The organism is Adlercreutzia sp. CNCM I-6215 (assembly GCF_977072315.1).
Genome location: NZ_CDRVMA010000002.1, coordinates 54,527 through 73,300 on the forward strand (window position 1 = coordinate 54,527; position 18,774 = coordinate 73,300).

Below are 18,774 nucleotides of genomic sequence, written 5' to 3' on the forward strand. Positions count from 1 at the left end.
CCCCTAGGCCTTCTCGATCTTGCACAGGTTGGAGTGGACGCCGTTGCCCTTGGAGATGGGCGTCGGGCGCGAGGACGTCAGCACCGAGATGCAGCCGCCCAAATCGAGCACGCTGGGATCGCCGATGGTGGCGCCGTCGCGGGTCTCCGGGTCGTACCACGCGCCCTGGGGCACGCTCACCACGCCGGGCATGATGCGGTTCGTCACCTTCGCCGTCATCTGGGAGCGGCCGCGCTCGGTGGACACGATGACGGTGTCGTCCTGCTTGATGCCGAGCGTGGCGGCATCGCCCTCGTTGATCCAGCACTGCTGCGGGGCCACCGAGCTCATCCACGGCACGTTGCCGTAGGAGGAGTGGGTGCGCGTCTTAGTGTGGTGGCCGATGAGCTGGAAGGGGTACTCCTCGCGCAGCGGGTCGCCGTAGCCCTCGAAGTTCTCGTACCAGATGGGCAGGCCCGTGATCTGGTCGCGGCCGTCGTCGGGCACGTACCCGCCGCCGGTGAGGTCCCACTGGCGCGACAGGTTGTAAGCCTGCTTCGAGAACACCTCGTACTTGCCCGAGGGCGTGGCGAGCGGGCCTTCCGGCGCGGCGATGGCCGGCTCATGGTCGTCGGTCTGCTTGATGAGGCCGGCGGCGCGGAACTCCTCGAAGGTGTCGGGCAAGTCGTCGCCGGCCACCTTCCCCTCGTTGTAGCACCACTCGACCCAGTCGAGCTGGGTCTTGCCCTCGGTGAACTCGTCCTTGATGCCGAGCGCATCGGCCAGAAGGGTGCAGATCTCGTAGACGGGCTTGGCCTCGAACAGAGGCTCGATGGCCTTCGACTCGCAGCAGATGAAGCCGGTCCAAGCGGTGCCGCCGGTGGTGAGGTCGTCCTCCTCGAAGGGCGTGGTGCCGGGCAGGATGATGTCGGAGGCCATGGCCGTCGGTGTCATCCACGGATCAACCGTGACGATCATGCGCACACCGGAATCTTTCTCGTCCGGAAGATTGTAGATGCGCAGCGAGTCGTTGATGTCGGCGTGCTGGCCCATCATGACGTTGGAGCCGTAGTTCCAGATGAACTTGATGGGGGCCTTCAGCTTCAGGGTGCCGGGCTCCTCGGCGTAGCTGGTGACACCGGTCTCGTCGATGGCGCGGATGCCCCAGGTGGCGTCGTTCATGACCGTGTAGTCCTCGATGGCCTGGTACCAGTCGAAGAACGACACGCACACCCCCACCGTGTTCTTCTCGGGGAAGCACGGGATGGCCGTGGGGGTAGCGAACGGAACGCCGCCCACGCCCTCACGGGCGCCGGTGCCGCCGCCGGAAATACCCACGTTGCCGGTGATGGCGGCGATCATCGCGATGGCGCGGGAGTTGTTGCCGCCGTTGGAGTGACGCTGCGGGCCCCAGCCCTGAATGGTGGCCGTCGGACCGTCCATGTACAGGTCGGCCAACTCGCGGATAGTGTCGGCCGGGATTCCGGTAATGCCGGCGGCCCACTCGGGGGTCTTCTCGCCGGTGCCCTTGTAGGCGCCGGTGCCGGCGAGGTAGGCCTCGTAGGACATGTCCTCCTTGATGGTGAGCTTGCCGGACTTGTCGAGCCCCATGAAGGCGGTGCTCGTGGGCTCGGCGGCTTTCACGTCGTCGGCGAAGCTGTCGGAGAAGAAGCCGACGAACTTGTCGCGGATGAGCTGCTCGTCCAGCTTGCCGGCGCTGAACAGGTACTGGATCATGCCGGCCACGAGCGCCATGTCGGTACCGGGGCGGATGGGGATCCAGCGGTTGGCCACGCCCACGGCGGTATCCGACAGGTGCGGATCCACCACCACGATGGTGGCCTCGGGGTTCTGCAGGCGCACCTGGGTGAGCAGGTACTGCATGGCCGAGCCGGACATGCGGGTGTTGGCCGGGTTGTTGCCGAACAGCACGATGTTCTTGGAGTTCACGAGGTCGGTCACCTCGTTGTTCGACCAGGCGTCGCCGTTAAAGAGCGGCATCTCCCAGGTGATCTGTCCGGTGGAGTAGTCGGCGTACTGGCGCAGGTAGCCGCCCCACAAATTCATGAGGCGTGCGAACATGGTCTGATCGGGATGCCACGACTTCGACACCGTGCCGCCCAGCACGCCGGTGCCGTACTGGATATAGAAGGCGTCGTTGCCGTACTCCTCCTTGATCTCCTTCATGGTGGTGGCGATGAGATCGATGGCCTCGTCCCAGGTGATCTCCTCGTACTTGCCCTCGCCGCGCTTAGTGCCCTCGACGCGCTTGAGCGGCTTCTGAATGCGGTCGGGGCTGTAGATGCGCTGGCGGTTGGTGCGGCCGCGCACGCAGGAGCGCATCTGGTAGATCTTGCCAGGGCCGAACTCGTCATCGCCGTCGGAATCGATGTCGATGCGCACGACCTGGCCTTCCTTCACGTAGGCCTTCAGCGGACAGCGGCTGCCGCAGTTCACGTGGCACGACGACCAGCTAACGGTGTCGTAGTCAAGCGGATCCCCGCCGGTGACGGGCAGGCTGTCTGCGGCCGGCTCCTCCTGCTTGGCGGCCGGCGCGCAGCCGGTCAGCGCCACACCGACTCCCGTTGCCCCGGCCAGGCCGAGAAACGACCGGCGGCTGATCTTGCCGAAGGTTTGCGCAGTCTTTCCCATAGACTCCCCTTTCCTCTTCTTGTTCGGGGCCCGAAATGGAAGCCGGGCCCTCGCTCGGAAAGTAAGTCTACGCGCGCGAGCATGGAACCTCCATGGGTATTTGGTTCATTTTTCCTTAGAGAATTCTTATCGAAATATTGCATCCCAGGTGAAAGCCGCAAAACCGCTACTCCAGCTCTCCCGTGGCGTAGGCATCGTAGATGGCCTCGGGCGAATCGTAGTAAAAACTGCCGTTGTAATTGTCGATGAGAGCGCTGACCGGCGAACGGTAGGCGCGCAGGATCGCCCCAACATCGGTCGTTCCCTCGCGGTCGGCGATGGCGAGGACGAGCCGCTTGTACACCTTGCCTATATCCCAGTGGGAGGGAACGGCGTAGCGGGCGGCGGCGACGTTGTCGAAAACGCCTTCGCCGATGCCGGCCTCCTCGATGAAGCGGTCGCTCACCGCGTCGATGTTGTCGCTATGGTACACATCGGCCAACTCCACAATGCGCCCCAGACGCTGCGGCCCGAGCGCCTCCACGACATCCGACCGGCGGTTCTTCGTCTTGCGCGCGATATAATCGACCAGGCTGCAAACGAAGAATATATCGTTCGCACGGCGGCTCTCACGCCCTTCCATCTCCGACCTCCTCGCAATTGACGAACTCCAGTGATTCAAGTGCCCTGTCGGTGCAGAAGGCGATCTGGTGCGTTGGATACTTGAACTTCGCTAAAGCCCAGAACTGCTCGCGCGTGATGGCACCCTCGATGTACTCGGAAACGTAGTTGTATATCTGGTCGTCCGCCATGGCGCCTATGACCACGTCGTGGGAATGGGACTCGCCGTGGCGGCACGCGACGATGAAGTCGAGCCACTCCTCACTCATCTCCGGAAACTCCAGGATGTCGAGGCCTTGGGCGAAGCGGACCACGTAGGTGTTCACGCGCGGCACCGGCATGCGCTGCGCCCAGCGCTCGGCCTGCTCACGGATGACGGTGCAGTAAAACCCCGGTCCGAAGTCTTTCGTGTAGCGCCCGACTCGAATCTCGGGCGCGGCAACGACGTCTCCGCTACCGTGGTACACCGTCATAAGTGCCATAGCCCGCGCTCCTTTCTTTGGTCGAGGCCATTATACCGCCAACCATACAAAGGAACGGTTAGTCTTTCAGCACCTTCTGAGGCCCAAGCGGTTGAACGAATATTTGTCGCTCGGCCCCGAGAGCGTGTGAATCGACCATATCCCTAACCACACTAAGTCGGCAGGTCATTCTGAATTGTTGCCGGTACTTGCATCCCAGTATGTTCTCGTATTCCAGACTTTTCACTACATTCACTACAACATCGTTGCCCTGAGGCACACGGACCATCTGGGACTTCGAGCAGGCTGACGGAACGCAACTAAGTTCCAACTCGGCATCGGGAGATACGCCAAAACCATCCAACTCCCAATGGTAATTATTTGCGGGGCCATCGCCGACATTTTGCAATACTATCTCAATACTATGGACGGCTTTCGAAGCGGAGCACTCGAAAGCACCGTTTGCATTGAACGCTTCTGCTTTTTCGTCTCCACATTTAACAGACGCAATAACAAAAAATGGACGTTTAGTATTCTCCTGTTCGCGCCTTTCTTGATCTTCGTAGGCCCATTTCGTCTGAACGTAGGACACCGTTGCCAATGCGACGGTAGCAACGGCAGCAACGCATGATCCGAGATAGCCGAGAAATTCACCGAAGTCGCAATTTGCCCTCATCCATTCTGAAGGAGCCTCCTGTTTGAACGCGCAATTAAAGGCGATAAAAGCGAGGATCGTCGCCACAACTACAACGACAGATGTAATGATTGCCGTACAAGCAATGGTTCGTTTTCTATTCGTGCTACTCAAGCCCAAAACTTCAGCCTCCTATAGCGCTGAACATCCTGCTCGGCGCTTTTCTCACCCATCTCGCCTCCACCGATCCTTCCCAGGAGGTACCCGACAGCAAACCTACGAGAACGCTATCAAGTACCCGAGGGAGTTAAGCAGTTCGTTATTTTTAGCCGCAAGAGCAACAGAGGCCCTCGATGCTTCAGCCGTCGATTGAGTCGCTTCAGCGGTTGCTGCGGAGTCTATCGCAATCTCCTCGACCCTCTCAGCAATAGATGCCGTGTTTTTCGCAATGCCCCACATTGCGTTCAGCGCATTAGTTTCCAGCGACTTTATCTGCTCGGATACTTTCTCGAGGGCAGCGTTCGCCTTCTTAAGTTCGCTGTAGAGAAGATGCTGTCCCTCTTTGATTTTCTCGAGAGACCCCAAAACATCATCAAGTTTAGTGATAATCAAATCGGCGCGGCGCTCCGATTCGTAGAGATTGTATGCCCCATCAGGCCCCGAAAGAGCTTCGCAGCGTCCTGATTCAAGATACTCGAGAATAGATGCAATCGCAGGCAACGTCCTATATTTTGAGAAGATGACGTTGCAAGAGTACAAATCGCTGCGTATCTGAAGAGCCCGTTCCAGCTCTTTTCGAGCTATTCGCTCCTCTTCCGCATAAACCTTTTCCAGCTCCTCAGCTTCTTCTCTTGTCCTTTGAAGCGGATTATCATCTGCTATGAGCCGTTCTATCTTTTCGTTGAGCTTATTAATCTCCAAGTTTCTGAGTTTGTCGAGAGCGGCCTCGCGAAGCTTGCACGCACGTTCGTATTCATCGAAAGCTTTTTCCGACTTCTTTTTTGCTAAGGCTATTTCCTTCGCTCGCCCTTCAACCTCTTGCTCATATTTCGCGCGCAATATCCCATTAGCTTGCTCAGCTTTTTTCTTGTTGAAAAACCCACCTTAAAATAGTTAGGTTGCTCGATTGGAAGGAGGCTATCCGCAAAGGCTTTCATGGAAAACGCCTCTGGCTTATCCGGAACCGGGGGCACCTCGGCCGCATGCTCCAAGGTGATAACAGGTTTCGCCCCCGCCTTGAGGGCGTCAACTCTGCCCTGAAGGGCCATTGCCATTTCCAAGAAGGGCGTTTCGACCATCTGGCGAACCGATTGAGATTGAGGCGTCACCGATCTTGCCACTTGGTTGTATCTTAATCGCGCTTCTTCAAACTGGCATACTACCCTTGCAGCCAAGTAAACTTGCGTCTCGCAATCAAGCACCGTTCGCAAATAATTCACCAGCGAGGTTGTACGATCCGCATCAACTTGCGGGGAACTATCTCGCGTCTCTGGCTCAAATTTCTCTATTTCGACGTCGGGATTCGGCAGATCTGATAGAGGGAAGATGCTCGCCAGCTCACTGGCGCTCTCCGACTCGAAGGGAACGAGCCACACTGTCGTTCCGTTAGCTCGCCAGCCGGGAATAGAGGAGTCGAAGACGGGAGGGGTTGAATCTGGAGACGAATCCGCAAAGGGCAGTATCTCGTACAGCAATTCGGGCGTCTCCCCCTTGCTGAGCGCTGTCCGAACCGATTCAAGCGAAGCGTTAATCACAATATCGCGCTTTTCCACAGCTCCGAATAATGTGCCCTGGCCCACTCCCCCCAACTTTCCTTCGCGAAGCGTCTTAAAACGGCCGCAGCCCCCACTCGAACCACCTCCGCAAAAGCCAATATGGATTCGAGATTGGCGCAACCACGAAATACACGCGAATCGCGCGTACACGCATCTTTCAAAAAAGTGACGGTGCGAAGTGCGCCACATGAATGGAAAGGGTCGTCACTGAGCCAGAGGGTTGATGACGCTTTACCTTTACCGAGGAAAAGAATTGCCTCCAACGATGAACAATACGCAAAGGCATTGCCATCAATACCACTCACGCTTTCGGGCACTACCAGCGATTCGAGCGAAGAGCACCCCTCAAATGCGCTGTCGCTTATATATTTGAGTCCCTCGGTGAGGGTGAGAGACCGCAACGCCGAACAGCCTTGAAAAGCGCCTTGCTGTATCTCTTCAACACCTTTGGGGACGATCACAGATTCGAGAGCCTTACATCCCTTAAACGCTTCGCGGCCAATGGAGACAACACTGCTGGGAATCCTTACCGATCGAAGGTTGATGCACCCCTTGAACGTAAACCAGGATATTTTTTTACGCCTTCAGGAATAACCACTGACCTTAGAGAGCAGCATTCTTCAAACGCCCAATCCCCTATTTCCTTTACACTCTTCGGAATATCAACAGATTGAAGCGACGAGCAACCATTGAAGGCATTATGTCCGATGTACTCAATACCTTTGGGTAAGATAACTTTCTGAAGAGAGGTCCATCCCTCAAACGCTCTATCGGCAATACCCGTGAATTCTCGCGGAATTGTAATAACCTTAGGCCTCTCGGCACCGAAGGACGGTTTGTACAAAGTCATCGCCTCAAACCAACCTTTCCCGTAGACGCTCTTTTAACTGCAGAGACGAAAGCCGTCGCTCGCTTCGTGACGTCTCTCTTTCGCTGATGCTGACGTATCAAAGGGTAACGCGTTATTCGGAAGGTTTGTTGCGCAACAAACCTAACGGCATCGGCTAGATCCCTCCCCGCGCAAATGTCCAATCACCAGATACGACTTCGCTTCGTGGCCATGGATGTCGCCCAGCCGCCTTCGTCCTCTTCGAGAGTTAGGACGTTGATGGTACAATGCCGGGTACCACACTGTGTCGTTGTCCTTGAGGGCAAGGCGCTTACAACAGAATATGCGGCAGGCGAGCTTTAGCGCTCGCTGTCGGTATGCGCGTCTTGCTCTTTGCGGTTGAACCATTGATAAGGAGGGTATCTGCCTGTCTGGTGGTTCGCCGTGTTACGAGCGCCCCGACACAGTGCGGTAACTGCGGTGGATACCCTCCTTACCTCTGTATGGGGCCGTCGCCGCGGTTGCACGCAACCGTCGTCGGAAGGACGCGCCCTTGCCTCGCTCGGAACGCCGCATTCCCGCAACAACTTCAGATCGGATGACCATTGTCGAGGGGGGCCATGTTCTGCGTCGGCCCCCCTTCCATGAGAAACCCAGGCGATTACCCCCATAGCATCTATCATTATCGCAGGTCATTTATGCAATTTGTTGCGCAACATATTTCGATTACTGTCGAATACTATATCCACACCCCATCAATTCAGAACATTTTGAAACGAGAGGATTTACCATGTTTACACCAAACACACTGCCGCTTATCTTAGTTGTACTCCTGATTTACTTCATTCTGCTCATAGCACCCACAAGCCTCTATGTCGAAGCCGCCCGCGAGAAGGGATACTACCAAAACAAGAGCACTGCGTACTTATACGTCATTGCTGCCTTTTTCACTCCTTTTACTGTGGGGTTATATGTCGCCGGACTGCCTGATCGCAGAATACTTCCCGAAGCCCCTAAACAAAACCTAACTGATGATCTGCCGGCCATTTAAGTAATACGAGGAGACGGATGTGGCAAACTTCAAGGTCGTATTTCGCAGCGACAATCAGGGCGCAGACACCTCTCCAGGCTGGGAGCCAGGCTGTCCGCTGCTTGTAAATGCGGTACAGGTATCGCGCAACACCGATACGGGCCAATGCTATCTGCAGCTGAAGCTGTCGAACATCTCCGGAGCTACAGTAGACAGTTTCAAGCTGCAAGCCGATGTGAGCTATGTCGACGGCGCTTCCGAAACCGTGGAGCTCAACCCCCTCGACGCCGACGTCCAGCCAGCCAAGACGCATCGTCCCGAACCGGTTTCACTTGCTGGTTCGCAAATCACCAACGTTATCGTCCGCGTTCTCTCTGTCTCTCAACCTGAAATAGAGTGGCACGCTGAAGCTGGATCCGAGCCCGGGCCCATTCCTGTGGGAACTGAGCTTGTGCTTGACAAAAAAGCGACCGCAGAACGCGCTAAATCACTGGAAGAACTTTACAAAGACTCTTCCAAATACCGCCATGCGGTAACACTTGACAATACATGGTGGGTATGTTCCTGCGGCATGCCCAATGTCGATCGGGATCGGTGCTGCAGATGCGATCTCTCCAAAGATTATCTTGTCGCCCTCGAGGACGAACAGTCCCTTATCGCGCGATGCGAAGAACGCAGGATCCGTACTGCCAAACGAAAGAGAAAGAGATTGATCGCAAGCGCCTCTTTCATCATTGCCGTAGTTGCTGCTTTAGCCATTTTGTTCTTCACAACGGATGTCATCGTTCCGAACGCCTCTTACAATGCCGCAGCCCGTCTCTTGAGTGAGAAAAACTACGACAGCGCATATTCCGCCTTTCTCAAGCTCGGAACTTATCGAGGCTCCGACCAGGCAGCACAAGAATGTGCGTTGCAGGCAGCACAAAGCGCTCTTGACTCTGAAGAGTTCGCAACACTGGAACGCTGGTATTCTAGAATAGACCGCAAGAACGAGATCGATGGCTCCATCCGTGAAAAAGCCAGCCAGCTCAGCTCAGAAAGCAAGCTCGGCTCAGCTGCGGGGCTTTATCAGATCATAGGCGATGAGGAAGCCGAGAACCAAACGCTCTACCAGTACGTCCAGAACAACTACGACGGCGATTACAACGAATTTGTGGCCAAGTTCCTCGGGCAGTTAGCACAGGATAATTACGAGGACTCCAAAGACTTGAGAAATAGCTATATCGAAAGATGGAAGAGTGAGTATCCTGATGTAGCGGAGTGAATCAATACGGTGCGGTCGCACTCAGTTACTTACCCCGGGTAGCCCTCTATGAGGAGGAAGGTGGTGGAGGCGGCGAGGCGGAGTTGGTCTCCCGGGGCCACGGGCGCGGGAGAGGCTTGCCAGCCATCGCGCTGGCCGCGGGGCGGCTCCACCACCGTCTCCTCGCCAGTGAGACCGTTCACGAGCACCGTGCCGTGACGGGAATCGCAACCTTGCACCCACCACGCGCCCGCATCGTCGCGCCAGAGGCGCGCGTGGCGGCCGGACACATCGGGGCCGACTTCGCTTACGGCCCCTTCCGTTAGCGCGAGCGCACCTACCTCCGCGCCTGTCGCCGTGGGTTCCACCCATTGGGGCGCGCCAGCGACGATGCCGTCGACGATGCGCAGAAGCCCCAACCAGCGCGGGCGATCGTCGGCGCCGGCTGTCACCGCCTCGCGCGCAGCGCCCTGAGACATCGGCGCCAAGGGCGGTGTGGCAAGACCGCCTCCGTGCATCTTCTCGGAGAATTCGCGCGCCTCGGCCACGGCGCGTCGCACGTCGGCCGTGCAAGCGGCCGTCACCAGCAGCACCAGGGCCACCTCGGCGCGCTCGTCGGCCGTGAGCGATCCCTCGCAGGCGATGCGTTCCATCATGTTGCGGTACAGCGTGGGGCTCTGCCCGCATGCCTTCAGGGCGTCGTCCATGGCGCGGCCGGCCTCTCCGCAGACAATCTCGAGAATGGCGTTGCCCGTGAGAGCGCGCTTGCTGCGCGACTTCATGCGCGCCGCGAACCGGAGTGCGCCGACGGCGTAGTCGCAGAAGTAGCTGTCTGAGAGCGTTCCAGCCGGCGCGTGCACGATGAACCGCGACACCCAGGTACGATCGCCCAGGCGGCTCTGGGGGCTGCGCCCGTCGGAGAGCGGGCGGCCCGACAGCAGCAAGCCCGCCAGCTCCTTGTGGCTCACGCCGCAATGGCGCTTCGCCAAATCGAACAGCACGGAAGTGGGTGTGGCATCGATGGGGGTCATACGCCCTCCTCATTGGTCTCATCAGCTAATTCGTAAATTGCCTCGGACGTTGTCTCTAACGCCAAGGCCTCGCGGCTCGCAGTCGAGATGGCACGATCCTCGGAAGGCACCGCACCCCAGGGCAAGACGGGCCGCGCCAACGGGGCGGTGGAGGACGCAGACGACAACGGAGGCAGCGCCAAGGCCCAATCGGCGACCAATCCCGGTAAAGGAGCGACGACGGCGAGAAACAGCGCCGCATAGAGAGCGTCCGAGACCGACTCGCTCGGCCATGCCGTGAGCGAGGCCAGAAGACCCGCCACCGTGCCGCCCAGAAGCGACCCGAGAAGCCCTCGCACGAAACCGAAGCCAGTGTCTCTCTCGCTGCCGCGGGCGATAAGGGCGCCCGCAAGGGGCAGCAGAAGCGCCGCGGAGACCGCAAGCCCCGGCATCGGTCCCGACCATAGCGGCTGACCGGCTGGGAAAGCCACCGCCACGTCCTGAGTGAGAAGCCCTGCAGCCACAGCTCCTCCGACGGCCACGGCCGCCGAGAGCGCGTCGACGGCCACGCGGGTCGCCCGACGCAAACGTCGACGACGCCGGGCTGCCGTTGCCGCCGCCCCGCCCAAAGGGCACGGCGCCAAGGGCTCGCCGCGCAGAGAGCGGGCCACGTTGTCAGCGTACTGGGAGCAGAACAGGGCGAGCGCCTCCCGTACCTCCCTTGCCTGGGGACGTCGACTCTGCTCAGGGACGAGGCAGGCCATGAGCACTTCTGCGAGCTGGTCGTCCACCGCAGACAAGGCCGCTCGAACGCGATGCGGCGCCGGGGCGCCATCCAACTCTGCAGCGGCACGCCCCACTGCTACGGCTACCTCGGGCTCCGAAGCGAGCACCGCGCGAACATCTGCGGCGCTCCCGTGGGCACCGGCGGGCGTCTCGGCCGAGAACTCCGTCTTGATGCGGTAGGCAGACCGGCCTTCGCGCTGGCTGCGACCGGCAAAGCTGAGGTCGTAGGGCGAATGCCCCTCCATCAACTGGTACAGCACGCTGGCAGCCGCGTACACATCGACAGCGGGAGACCGGCGCCGAGCCACCGCCCCCAATACATCGTCGGTCAGCATCTCGGGGGCGGCGAAATCGGCTGTCGCCCCCAAGGGCGCCCCCCATCGCGCCGTCAGCGAGGAATCCGCGCTTTCCAGCGGAACAGCCGATCCGAAATCGACGAGAACGAGCTGGAAGGCGCCCTCCTCCACCTGATCGGCCGCGGAAAGCTGTCCCGTATCGATCATGATATTGCGCGGGGCCACATCACGATGGGCCAGGCCGCCCTCAACATAGGCCATACGAGCCAGAAGATCGAACAGGTCGCGTCCGATGCGGGCCACCGTAAGCGGCGAGAGCCGCCCCTCGTCGTCCACGGCCAGAGCGCGAGCCGCCTCTTCGAGCGTGACCCCCTCCACCCATTCCATCACGATGACCGAATCCTCACCGACGCGGCCGCGTCCGTAGAGGCGGGGGAAGCCGCGCAACGGGGACAAGGCGCGATGGGCGTCGTATTCGGCATCGAATGCGGCTCGACGGGCCTCGGCGAGCCCATCGTCCGCTCCCTTGCCATCAGGCTGTCGCAAACGTTTGAGTGCGAACCGCTCGCCACGGGGATTGCGAGCACGGAACACTTCCCCTACACCGCCTCGGCGGCAGGAGGCCTCGTCCACCAGCAGCGTGACGAAGCGTCGCTCGTAGGCGTCGCGATGCTCAGGGGCGACATAGACTGCAGGCTCGAACGCCTCCACCCGAACAAGGCGTACGGAAGCGCCGCAGGCGTCATCGGCCAGCGCACCGCCAACGGGGCGCGCCTCTAGCACCGCCGTCACGGACGCGCTCCGCCCACATGGGCCTCGTAGGCCTCCAGATACGCCATGCGCCCCGTCGCTGCGCTTCTTGTCACACGGCCCGACCAATAATCGGCATTCGCGGCGGGATCTTCGAAATAGCAATTCCCCGACCAGGCATTATCCAACTCGTACAGTAGGTTGATCAGGTCGCCGTAAGACTGATGCATCTGCGAGAAGTTTCCGCTATAGCGCGAGGCGCCGTACATGGTTCCGTCATCGCGATTGCACGCGTAGCCCACTTCCATCATCATGTCGGAATCCGCCAACTGCACTTCTCTCAGCAGGCTCGAAACCGTCCGGGCCGCTTCGATGCGCGACTGCTGCGGGCGCGTCATGCAAAGGCGCTCGTAATCGTCGGCGCATTGGTACACCTTCGCGGCCTCCGCCTTGAGCACGTCGTGTTCGCTGCGCAAGGTGCTGCATATGCGCTGCTCCATATCCTCGGGAACCGGGCCTCCGGCCTCAACGGGGATGGTCGGCTCCGGGTCGGGCTCCGGTTCGCTCGGTGTCGGCGCAACAGCATTGCCGCCCGATGAGCCACCTGAAGACGAACCGCCGCCCGAAGAATTCCCCGAAGAAGCGCCGCCGCCTCCGTTCGCGGAACCTGAGCCGGTCGCGTTCGAGCCTGAAGTATTCGGATTGCCCGAGGACGCCGGCGCCTCGACGTGTGCCGAGTTCGAGGATCCGCGCTCAGCGCCCGCGCCCGTACTCGTCGGAGCAGCAAAGCCGGAACCGCCGAGTAGCGACACGCTCCGTCCTCCCAGCAGCAGAAGATCCGCAGGGTCGGACAGTGCGCCCGCATCAGTTGTCGAAGCCGTATCGTCCGATGTGGCGCTCGTTGCCCCCGGGCCATTCGCGTCTCCGGCTCCGGAAGGACCGCCGCCGGTGCCGGAAAGGCCATGCACGCCCATAAGCGGCGCATCAGGACCGAGCGCTCGTGCGCGATCGGCGCCCGCCCACTGTCTCACAAGAGGGCTCTGTTCCGCCAGAGACGGGACGGCACCGGCGTACACGACAATGCCCACTGCCATAAGCGAGAGCGAAAACGTGAGAAGCCCGCCCAGCAAAGGGGGTACGGACGCGCGCCGAAAGGCACGCCCCGCATAGGGCCAGCGATGAAGGGACAATTCCACCGTTCGCGCTCCTTTTCGCATAAGACCTGGTCTTATGTACGTCGTCAAGATAATGGCACAGTGTGGTGTTGCCAGTATAGCACGCGTCGCGGAAGCGAGCTTCAGAGGGGTCTCTGTTCGGCTCTACAGCAGATCCATGGGATCGATGTCGACGGCGGCGTTGACGGCGGGGGTTACCTTACGCGTGCGGAACAGGCGCACCAGCGGCGCCGAGATATCGTCGTCCAAAGGCGCCTTCACCACGATGTGGTAGCGGTAGGTGTTGCGCAGCTTCGCCAGCACGCAGGGCACTGCCGGCAGCACCTGCCAGCGCTCCCCCACCTCGTTGCGGACAAGCTCGGCCAGCTGGGCGTGCAGGAGCTCGGCCTCGGTGGCCACGGCGTGCTCGTCGGCGCCCCACAGAAGCACGTTGGCCATTCGCACGTAGGGCGGGTAGCCCAAAAGCTTGCGCTTGGGCAGCTCGGCGCGCAGGAACATCCCGCGGTTGTAGGTGGCGGCGGCGCGGATGGCCACGTCGTCGGCCTCGTAGGTCTGCACCATGACGCGCCCGTCCAGCTCGGCGCGGCCGGCGCGGCCCGCCACCTGCTCGATGAGCTGGAAGGTGCGCTCGCCGGCGCGGTAGTCGGGCAGATGCAGCTGGGTGTCGGCGTTGATGACGCCCACCAGCGTGACGTCGTCGAAATCGAGTCCCTTGGCGATCATCTGGGTGCCGAGCAGCACCGCGGCATCGGCGGCGGCGAATTCCTCGAGAAGGGCCTGATGCGCACCCTTGGCCTGGGTGGTGTCGGCGTCCATGCGGATGATGGGAACGGTTGGCCCCACGTCGGGCAGCCCGTCCAAGAGCTGGCGCAGCTCGGTTTCCACCCGCTGGGTGCCGGCGCCGAACTTCTTCAGGTAGGGGCTGCCGCATTCCGGACACACGGGAGGGGCGCCCACGGTGTAGCCGCAGTGGTGGCAGATGAGCTTGGCGCCCTGCTCGTGGTAGGTGAGCGAGGTGGAGCAGTGCGGACACTCGGGCACGAAACCGCAGTCGCGACACAGAAGGAACTTCGCGAAGCCGCGCTGGTTCAGCAGAAGCACCGCCTTGCGGCCCTGTGCGAGCTCCTCGCCCAGCGCCCGGGCGAGGCGTCCGGAGAACATGGCCCGGGAACCGGAGGCGAACTCGGCGGCCATGTCCACCACCTCGATGGCGGGCATGGGTCGCCCGTTGGCGCGCTCGGGCAGCGCCGCCGTCGTCCAGCGCGGGTTCTTGTTCACTTGGTAGAGGGACTCGATGGAAGGGGTGGCCGAGCCGAGCACCAGCGCACCGCCGGCCCGGGCCATCATCCATTCGGCCACGTCGCGCGCGTGGTAGCGCGGCGAGGAATCCTGCTTGTAGGAGCCCTCGTGCTCCTCGTCGATGACGATGAGCCCCACGTTGGCCGCAGGCGTGAACAGCGCGCTGCGGGCGCCCACGACGACTTTGGCCGCGCCGCTTTTGATGAAGTCCCACTGGTCGTAGCGCTCGCCGTCGCTCATGCGGGAGTGCATGACGGCCACGGCGTCGCCGAAGCGGCCGCGGAAACGGGCGACGGTCTGAGGGGTGAGCGAGATTTCCGGCACGAGCACGATGGCGCGGCGCCCCTCGGCGAGCGTGCGCTCGATGGCCTGCAGGTACACCTCGGTCTTGCCGGAACCGGTGACGCCGTCCACGAGCACCACACGCCCGTCGCCCGCGGCCCGGGCGGCCTCGATGGCGGCGACGGCAGCCTTTTGGCCCTCGGTGAGCTGCGGGGCCGCAGAGGGGGCCGCCCGGTTGGCCGGGGCAGCGGCCGCGTCGAGAGCGGCGCCCGGGGCCGAACCCGCACCTTCCATGCCGCGCATGCGCCGTCGGCGTTCCACCACCACAGCCCCCTTGGCGGCCAGCGCCTTCAACGTGGAACCCACGGCGCCGAACTCCCGCGACAGCTCGGCCACGCGCACGTCGCCGGCGCCCACCGCAGCCAGCACCTCCTGCTGCTTCACGGCGTTCTTGCGGGGAACGAACGCGTCGAAGTCCGGCCCGCGCGTGACCCAGCGGTCGTCCACTTCCCCGATGGCCGGCTCCTCGACGCGCCAACGGCCGTCGCGGCCCCGCACGATGCGCGGCACGGCCCGCGGCGGCGTGAACAAGCGCGCGCATTCGGAAAGCGGCGCGGCGTAGCGTTCGGCGAGCCAGAGCGCGCAGGCCGCCCCCTCCTCGTCGAAAAACGGCGCCGAGAGCACCGCTTCCACCTGCTTGAGATCGGCCGCCGACTGGGGCGTCCCCCACAAGTCGGTGCCCTCGTCCGGAGAGGGAGCGACCTCTTCCAGGCCCACAATGTAGCCCACGGCCTTGCGGCCGCCGAGCGTCACGAGCACGGCGCAACCCACCGCGGCCGGACGCCCCCCTTCCCCGACGAGCATCTCGTCGGGAACCGCGTAGGAATAGGGGGTGTCGAGAGCTTGGGTAGGAATGTCGACTATGACCGAGGCAATGTTCATGCCCGCCAGTATACCGCAAGCCTACACCGTGAGGTCGGCGTATTGGAAGGGGATGAGGCGGACGAGGTCGTCGGGGTTCATGCGGATTTGGCAGCCCACCTTGCCGCCCGAGAAGTGAATCGTATCGAAGAGTTGGGCCGTCTCATCCACGAAGGTGGGAAAGCGCTTCTTCATGCCGATGGGCGAGCAGCCGCCGTGCACATAGCCGGTGAGCGGCAGAAGCTCGCGGGCCTTGATCATGGCGATGGCCTTCTCGCCGGCCGCCGCGGCCGCCTTCTTCAGGTCGAGCTCGGCGGCCACGGGCACGAGGAACACGTAGTAGCCGCCGGACTTGCCCTGGGTGACGAGGGTCTTGAAGACGGCGTCGGGATCCTCCCCCTGCGAGCGCGCGATCTCCTCGCCGGTCATCGTGGGCTCGGCGTCGAAGAACAGCTCCTCGTGGGGAATGCCCGCCGCGTCCAGCTCGCGCAGGGCGTTGGTCTTGTGGTCCTTGGGGGCGCGCGCCATCAGCGACGGCCCTTCTTGCGGCGCTTCTTGGAGCGGGCGGCGTCGGCCGCGGCGGCCTCTTCCAGCTCGCGGTGCTGCACCTGGGCCTTCCACGCGAACAGGCAGCCGGCGGCGAAGCAGAGCAGCCCGACGCCGATGGCCGAGCCGACCCAGACCGCCCCCATGCCCATCCAGAAGTCGATCGGATACATGGAGATGAGCAGCGAGTCGTAATTGAACGTCCAGGTGCCGTCCACGAAGAACAGCGAGTGGAAGGCCGCGAACAGGCCGTTGAAGTCGATGACGCCCCACAGCCCCAGCACGACGAGCACCGCCAGAAGCAGCGCCGGCCCCATGCGCAGCATGAAGGCGAGCGCCGCGAACTGCTTGCGAAAACCGAGCACCAGCGCGATGATGAGCGCCGCCACGCCGATCATGCCCAGATAGGAGCTCAAGCCCGTGATGAGCCCGTTGCAGTCCTCCAAGTGGCTCACCGCATCGGCGTCCAGGGCGTAGCGGTCGGACACCTTCGCCAGCGCATCCATGGTCTCAAGCGCCGAACCGTCGCCAGCGGCCGCGCCATCGTCCGCGGCCACCGCGCCGCCCTCCCCTTCCGCATCGCCAAGAACCTGCTTGGCCTGCTGCGTCCACTGGGAGTACTTGGGAGCCCCCTCAGCCGAGGCCTCCCGCGCCGCCGCCACCACGTCGGCGGCCAAAGACTCGCGGGCCTCTTCCATGCTCGAGTGGGCGTCCACGGTGAACGCGCGGGTCTCCTGCGCCAGCGATACCAGCTGCTCGTGGGTGTAGGGCGAATCCGCCCCCGTGCTCACGGCGCCGGCAAGTGAGGCGGTGGTCACCGGCAAGCAGCAGGCGGCGAACCCGCACACGAGCAGGGTGACGGCGAGCACCGTGGCGCCGATGCCGGCGAGAATGCTATCGGATCCCATTTACAGCTCCAGCCCATCGGGCACGTCGCAATCGACCCAGATAGTGGCCGCGGTCATGCCGTCGTTGGTCTTCGAAATCGTCGGATGCGGCCCCAGCCGGCTGAAGACGCCTTGGAAGTGGCCGTTGTACAGGTACAGCCCGTTCAGATTGTTGTAAGGTACCGGCTCGCTTTCTACGGCGCCGTCGGGCGCCTCGTTGATGCCGCGGTCCGGCGGCAGCGTGTCGGTCTTGAAGGGGCGGATGTAGCGCTGCACAATGAAGGGGTAGCCGGCGCGCTCGTTGGCGAACTCGTCGATGACGCGCTCCCACTCCTCCTGACTCACCTCGCAGCCGGCGTACACGTTGTCGGCGCCGTAGTGGTCGGTGGGCTTGATGATCCACTCCTCGCGGTTGGCGCGGATCTGGTCGATGTTCACCTGATCGTCGTTGAGGAAGGCCGTCATGGGCACGGTCTCCTCCACAAACGCGATCTCCTCTTCGGTGAGGAAGGCCTGGGTCTCCGGCGCAAAGAGCACCTCGAACAGCTGCTTGTCGTGGACGATGTGCCCGGAGAACGCCCCGATGAGCGCCACCTTCCGCGCCCGCACGGCGTTGATGAGGTCCTGCGAGTCGTCCCAGAACTCCAGCACGTCGTTGGTGACCGAGCGCCGCCAGATGGCGTTCACGGGCAGCCCGTCGGGTGTCGTCAGCACCTCGCCGTCGAAGGACAGCTCGCGCACGTCGGCCACGACGCATTCCACGCCGGCCTCGCGGAACTTCTCGGCGAAGATGTGGAACTCGTCCACCACGCCGTTCTCCAGGTAATCGCAGATGGCCACGCGGGGGTTCTCCACCTTGAAGCGGTAGGTGCCGTAGATGTCCATGAAGGCGCGCACCCAGGGCATGAACAAGTCGCAGCCCTGGACGGCGTGGTTCTCGGCGAAGGTGCGGAAGGTGTCGGAGCCCACGATGGAGTTCGTGATCTCGCGGTTCTCGTTCATGCCCGCGCTGCCGTCGCCGTTGAACTCGCAGAAGTGGATGCGGTAGTCGTTCTCGTTCAAGAACGTGTCCACGCGGGCGAAGGGCAGCACGGAATCGTAGTCGCGGGGCAGCAGTATGAGCTCCACGAGACGCTCGTCGAAATCGAACAGCTTGCGGTACTCCTCGTCAGCCCGGTAGCGCTCGATGACCTTGCAGAGGATGCGGTGGCTCGTCTCGGCCGTGCGCTTCATGACCTCGTAGGTTTTGCGGTTGAACAGGCGCGGCACGAAGGAGGAGGCCACCACCTGGTGGTGCACGATGGCCGTGGAGTCCTGCATATAGTTGAACGCGGCGCGGCGGCTCTCGATGTCGCCGTCCAGCTCGTCGATGATCTGGAAGTACTCGCGGGTGTAATCGGCATTGCTTGGCATGAGGGCTCCGTCCCTTGGGCTTTTGTGCGTTTGGATAAGTGTAGCACGACCGCCGCGAAGCGCGGGCAACGCGTTGGAAAGCCGTTGGCGGGCAGCGCGCAACGCCCGCACAGGATGGGCCCGCGTGACCTCGAAGTTTGAAGCCACAGCGTTAGATGACATGCAAGCGACAACTTAGAAACGGCAAGCGATCAAGGCCGTGACAG

Annotated in this window: 17 protein-coding genes; 2 read left to right on the forward strand and 15 right to left on the reverse strand. The window is 62.0% G+C overall.

Features of this window, described 5'->3' with window-relative positions; translation table 11 throughout:
• Positions 1-3 precede the first annotated feature (3 nt).
• The 8 genes from ACW4LP_RS01970 to ACW4LP_RS02005 all read right to left on the reverse strand — a co-directional run bounded on the left by ACW4LP_RS01970 (position 4) and on the right by ACW4LP_RS02005 (position 6,945).
• Positions 4-2,631 carry a DMSO/selenate family reductase complex A subunit gene (locus ACW4LP_RS01970; RefSeq protein WP_114540516.1) on the reverse strand — a complete coding sequence of 876 codons (2,628 nt, stop codon included), beginning with the start codon at positions 2,629-2,631 and terminating at the stop codon, positions 4-6.
• 166 nt (positions 2,632-2,797) lie between these two features.
• Positions 2,798-3,253, reverse strand: coding sequence for a hypothetical protein (locus tag ACW4LP_RS01975; RefSeq protein ID WP_114540517.1), 456 nt, complete (start codon positions 3,251-3,253; stop codon positions 2,798-2,800).
• Positions 3,240-3,713, reverse strand: coding sequence for a DUF3990 domain-containing protein (locus ACW4LP_RS01980; protein WP_114540518.1), 474 nt, complete (start codon positions 3,711-3,713; stop codon positions 3,240-3,242). Before ACW4LP_RS01980 ends, ACW4LP_RS01975 begins: the two co-directional genes overlap by 14 nt.
• A 58-nt stretch (positions 3,714-3,771) precedes the next feature.
• The gene (locus ACW4LP_RS01985) at positions 3,772-4,506 is read right to left on the reverse strand and encodes a hypothetical protein (RefSeq protein ID WP_147272723.1); all 735 of its coding nucleotides are present in this window, start codon (positions 4,504-4,506) and stop codon (positions 3,772-3,774) included.
• Positions 4,507-4,602: 96 nt separating this feature from the next.
• Positions 4,603-5,385: a hypothetical protein gene (locus ACW4LP_RS01990; protein ID WP_114540519.1), complete on the reverse strand. Its 783-nt coding sequence runs from the start codon at positions 5,383-5,385 to the stop codon at positions 4,603-4,605.
• A complete protein-coding gene (locus tag ACW4LP_RS01995; RefSeq protein ID WP_181869742.1) occupies positions 5,337-6,098 on the reverse strand; it encodes a hypothetical protein in 762 nt (253 codons plus the stop codon). Before ACW4LP_RS01995 ends, ACW4LP_RS01990 begins: the two co-directional genes overlap by 49 nt.
• Complete coding sequence (locus ACW4LP_RS02000; protein ID WP_181869747.1) at positions 6,077-6,673, reverse strand: leucine-rich repeat domain-containing protein; 597 nt, start codon at positions 6,671-6,673, stop codon at positions 6,077-6,079. Before ACW4LP_RS02000 ends, ACW4LP_RS01995 begins: the two co-directional genes overlap by 22 nt.
• Positions 6,628-6,945, reverse strand: a complete 318-nt coding sequence (locus ACW4LP_RS02005; protein WP_181869743.1) for a leucine-rich repeat domain-containing protein — start codon at positions 6,943-6,945, stop codon at positions 6,628-6,630. The genes ACW4LP_RS02000 and ACW4LP_RS02005 overlap by 46 nt, the downstream gene beginning before the upstream one ends.
• A gap of 775 nt (positions 6,946-7,720) precedes the next feature.
• Here ACW4LP_RS02005 and ACW4LP_RS02010 point away from each other — a divergent pair.
• Together ACW4LP_RS02010 and ACW4LP_RS02015 are read left to right on the forward strand one after the other, a co-directional pair.
• A complete protein-coding gene (locus ACW4LP_RS02010) occupies positions 7,721-7,981 on the forward strand; it encodes a hypothetical protein (protein ID WP_114540523.1) in 261 nt (86 codons plus the stop codon).
• Positions 7,982-8,000: 19 nt separating this feature from the next.
• Positions 8,001-9,224 (forward strand): hypothetical protein, encoded by a 1,224-nt coding sequence (locus tag ACW4LP_RS02015; RefSeq protein WP_114540524.1) that lies wholly within the window; start codon positions 8,001-8,003, stop codon positions 9,222-9,224.
• A gap of 29 nt (positions 9,225-9,253) precedes the next feature.
• On the opposite strand, the gene ACW4LP_RS02020 is transcribed toward ACW4LP_RS02015, so the two are convergent.
• The 7 genes from ACW4LP_RS02020 to ACW4LP_RS02050 form a co-directional block, all read right to left on the reverse strand.
• Positions 9,254-10,234: an FHA domain-containing protein gene (locus ACW4LP_RS02020; RefSeq protein WP_302012390.1), complete on the reverse strand. Its 981-nt coding sequence runs from the start codon at positions 10,232-10,234 to the stop codon at positions 9,254-9,256.
• Positions 10,231-12,087, reverse strand: coding sequence for a protein kinase domain-containing protein (locus tag ACW4LP_RS02025; protein ID WP_227069629.1), 1,857 nt, complete (start codon positions 12,085-12,087; stop codon positions 10,231-10,233). The genes ACW4LP_RS02020 and ACW4LP_RS02025 overlap by 4 nt, the downstream gene beginning before the upstream one ends.
• Complete coding sequence (locus tag ACW4LP_RS02030; RefSeq protein WP_455803416.1) at positions 12,084-13,241, reverse strand: hypothetical protein; 1,158 nt, start codon at positions 13,239-13,241, stop codon at positions 12,084-12,086. The genes ACW4LP_RS02025 and ACW4LP_RS02030 overlap by 4 nt, the downstream gene beginning before the upstream one ends.
• A 123-nt stretch (positions 13,242-13,364) precedes the next feature.
• A complete protein-coding gene (gene priA, locus ACW4LP_RS02035) occupies positions 13,365-15,743 on the reverse strand; it encodes a replication restart helicase PriA (protein ID WP_114540527.1) in 2,379 nt (792 codons plus the stop codon).
• Positions 15,744-15,764: 21 nt separating this feature from the next.
• Complete coding sequence (gene ybaK / locus ACW4LP_RS02040; protein WP_455803417.1) at positions 15,765-16,250, reverse strand: Cys-tRNA(Pro) deacylase; 486 nt, start codon at positions 16,248-16,250, stop codon at positions 15,765-15,767.
• A complete protein-coding gene (locus ACW4LP_RS02045; protein WP_161128349.1) occupies positions 16,250-17,176 on the reverse strand; it encodes a lipoprotein intramolecular transacylase Lit in 927 nt (308 codons plus the stop codon). Before ACW4LP_RS02045 ends, ybaK begins: the two co-directional genes overlap by 1 nt.
• Positions 17,177-18,568 carry a circularly permuted type 2 ATP-grasp protein gene (locus tag ACW4LP_RS02050; RefSeq protein WP_114540530.1) on the reverse strand — a complete coding sequence of 464 codons (1,392 nt, stop codon included), beginning with the start codon at positions 18,566-18,568 and terminating at the stop codon, positions 17,177-17,179.
• Positions 18,569-18,774: the final 206 nt, after the last annotated feature.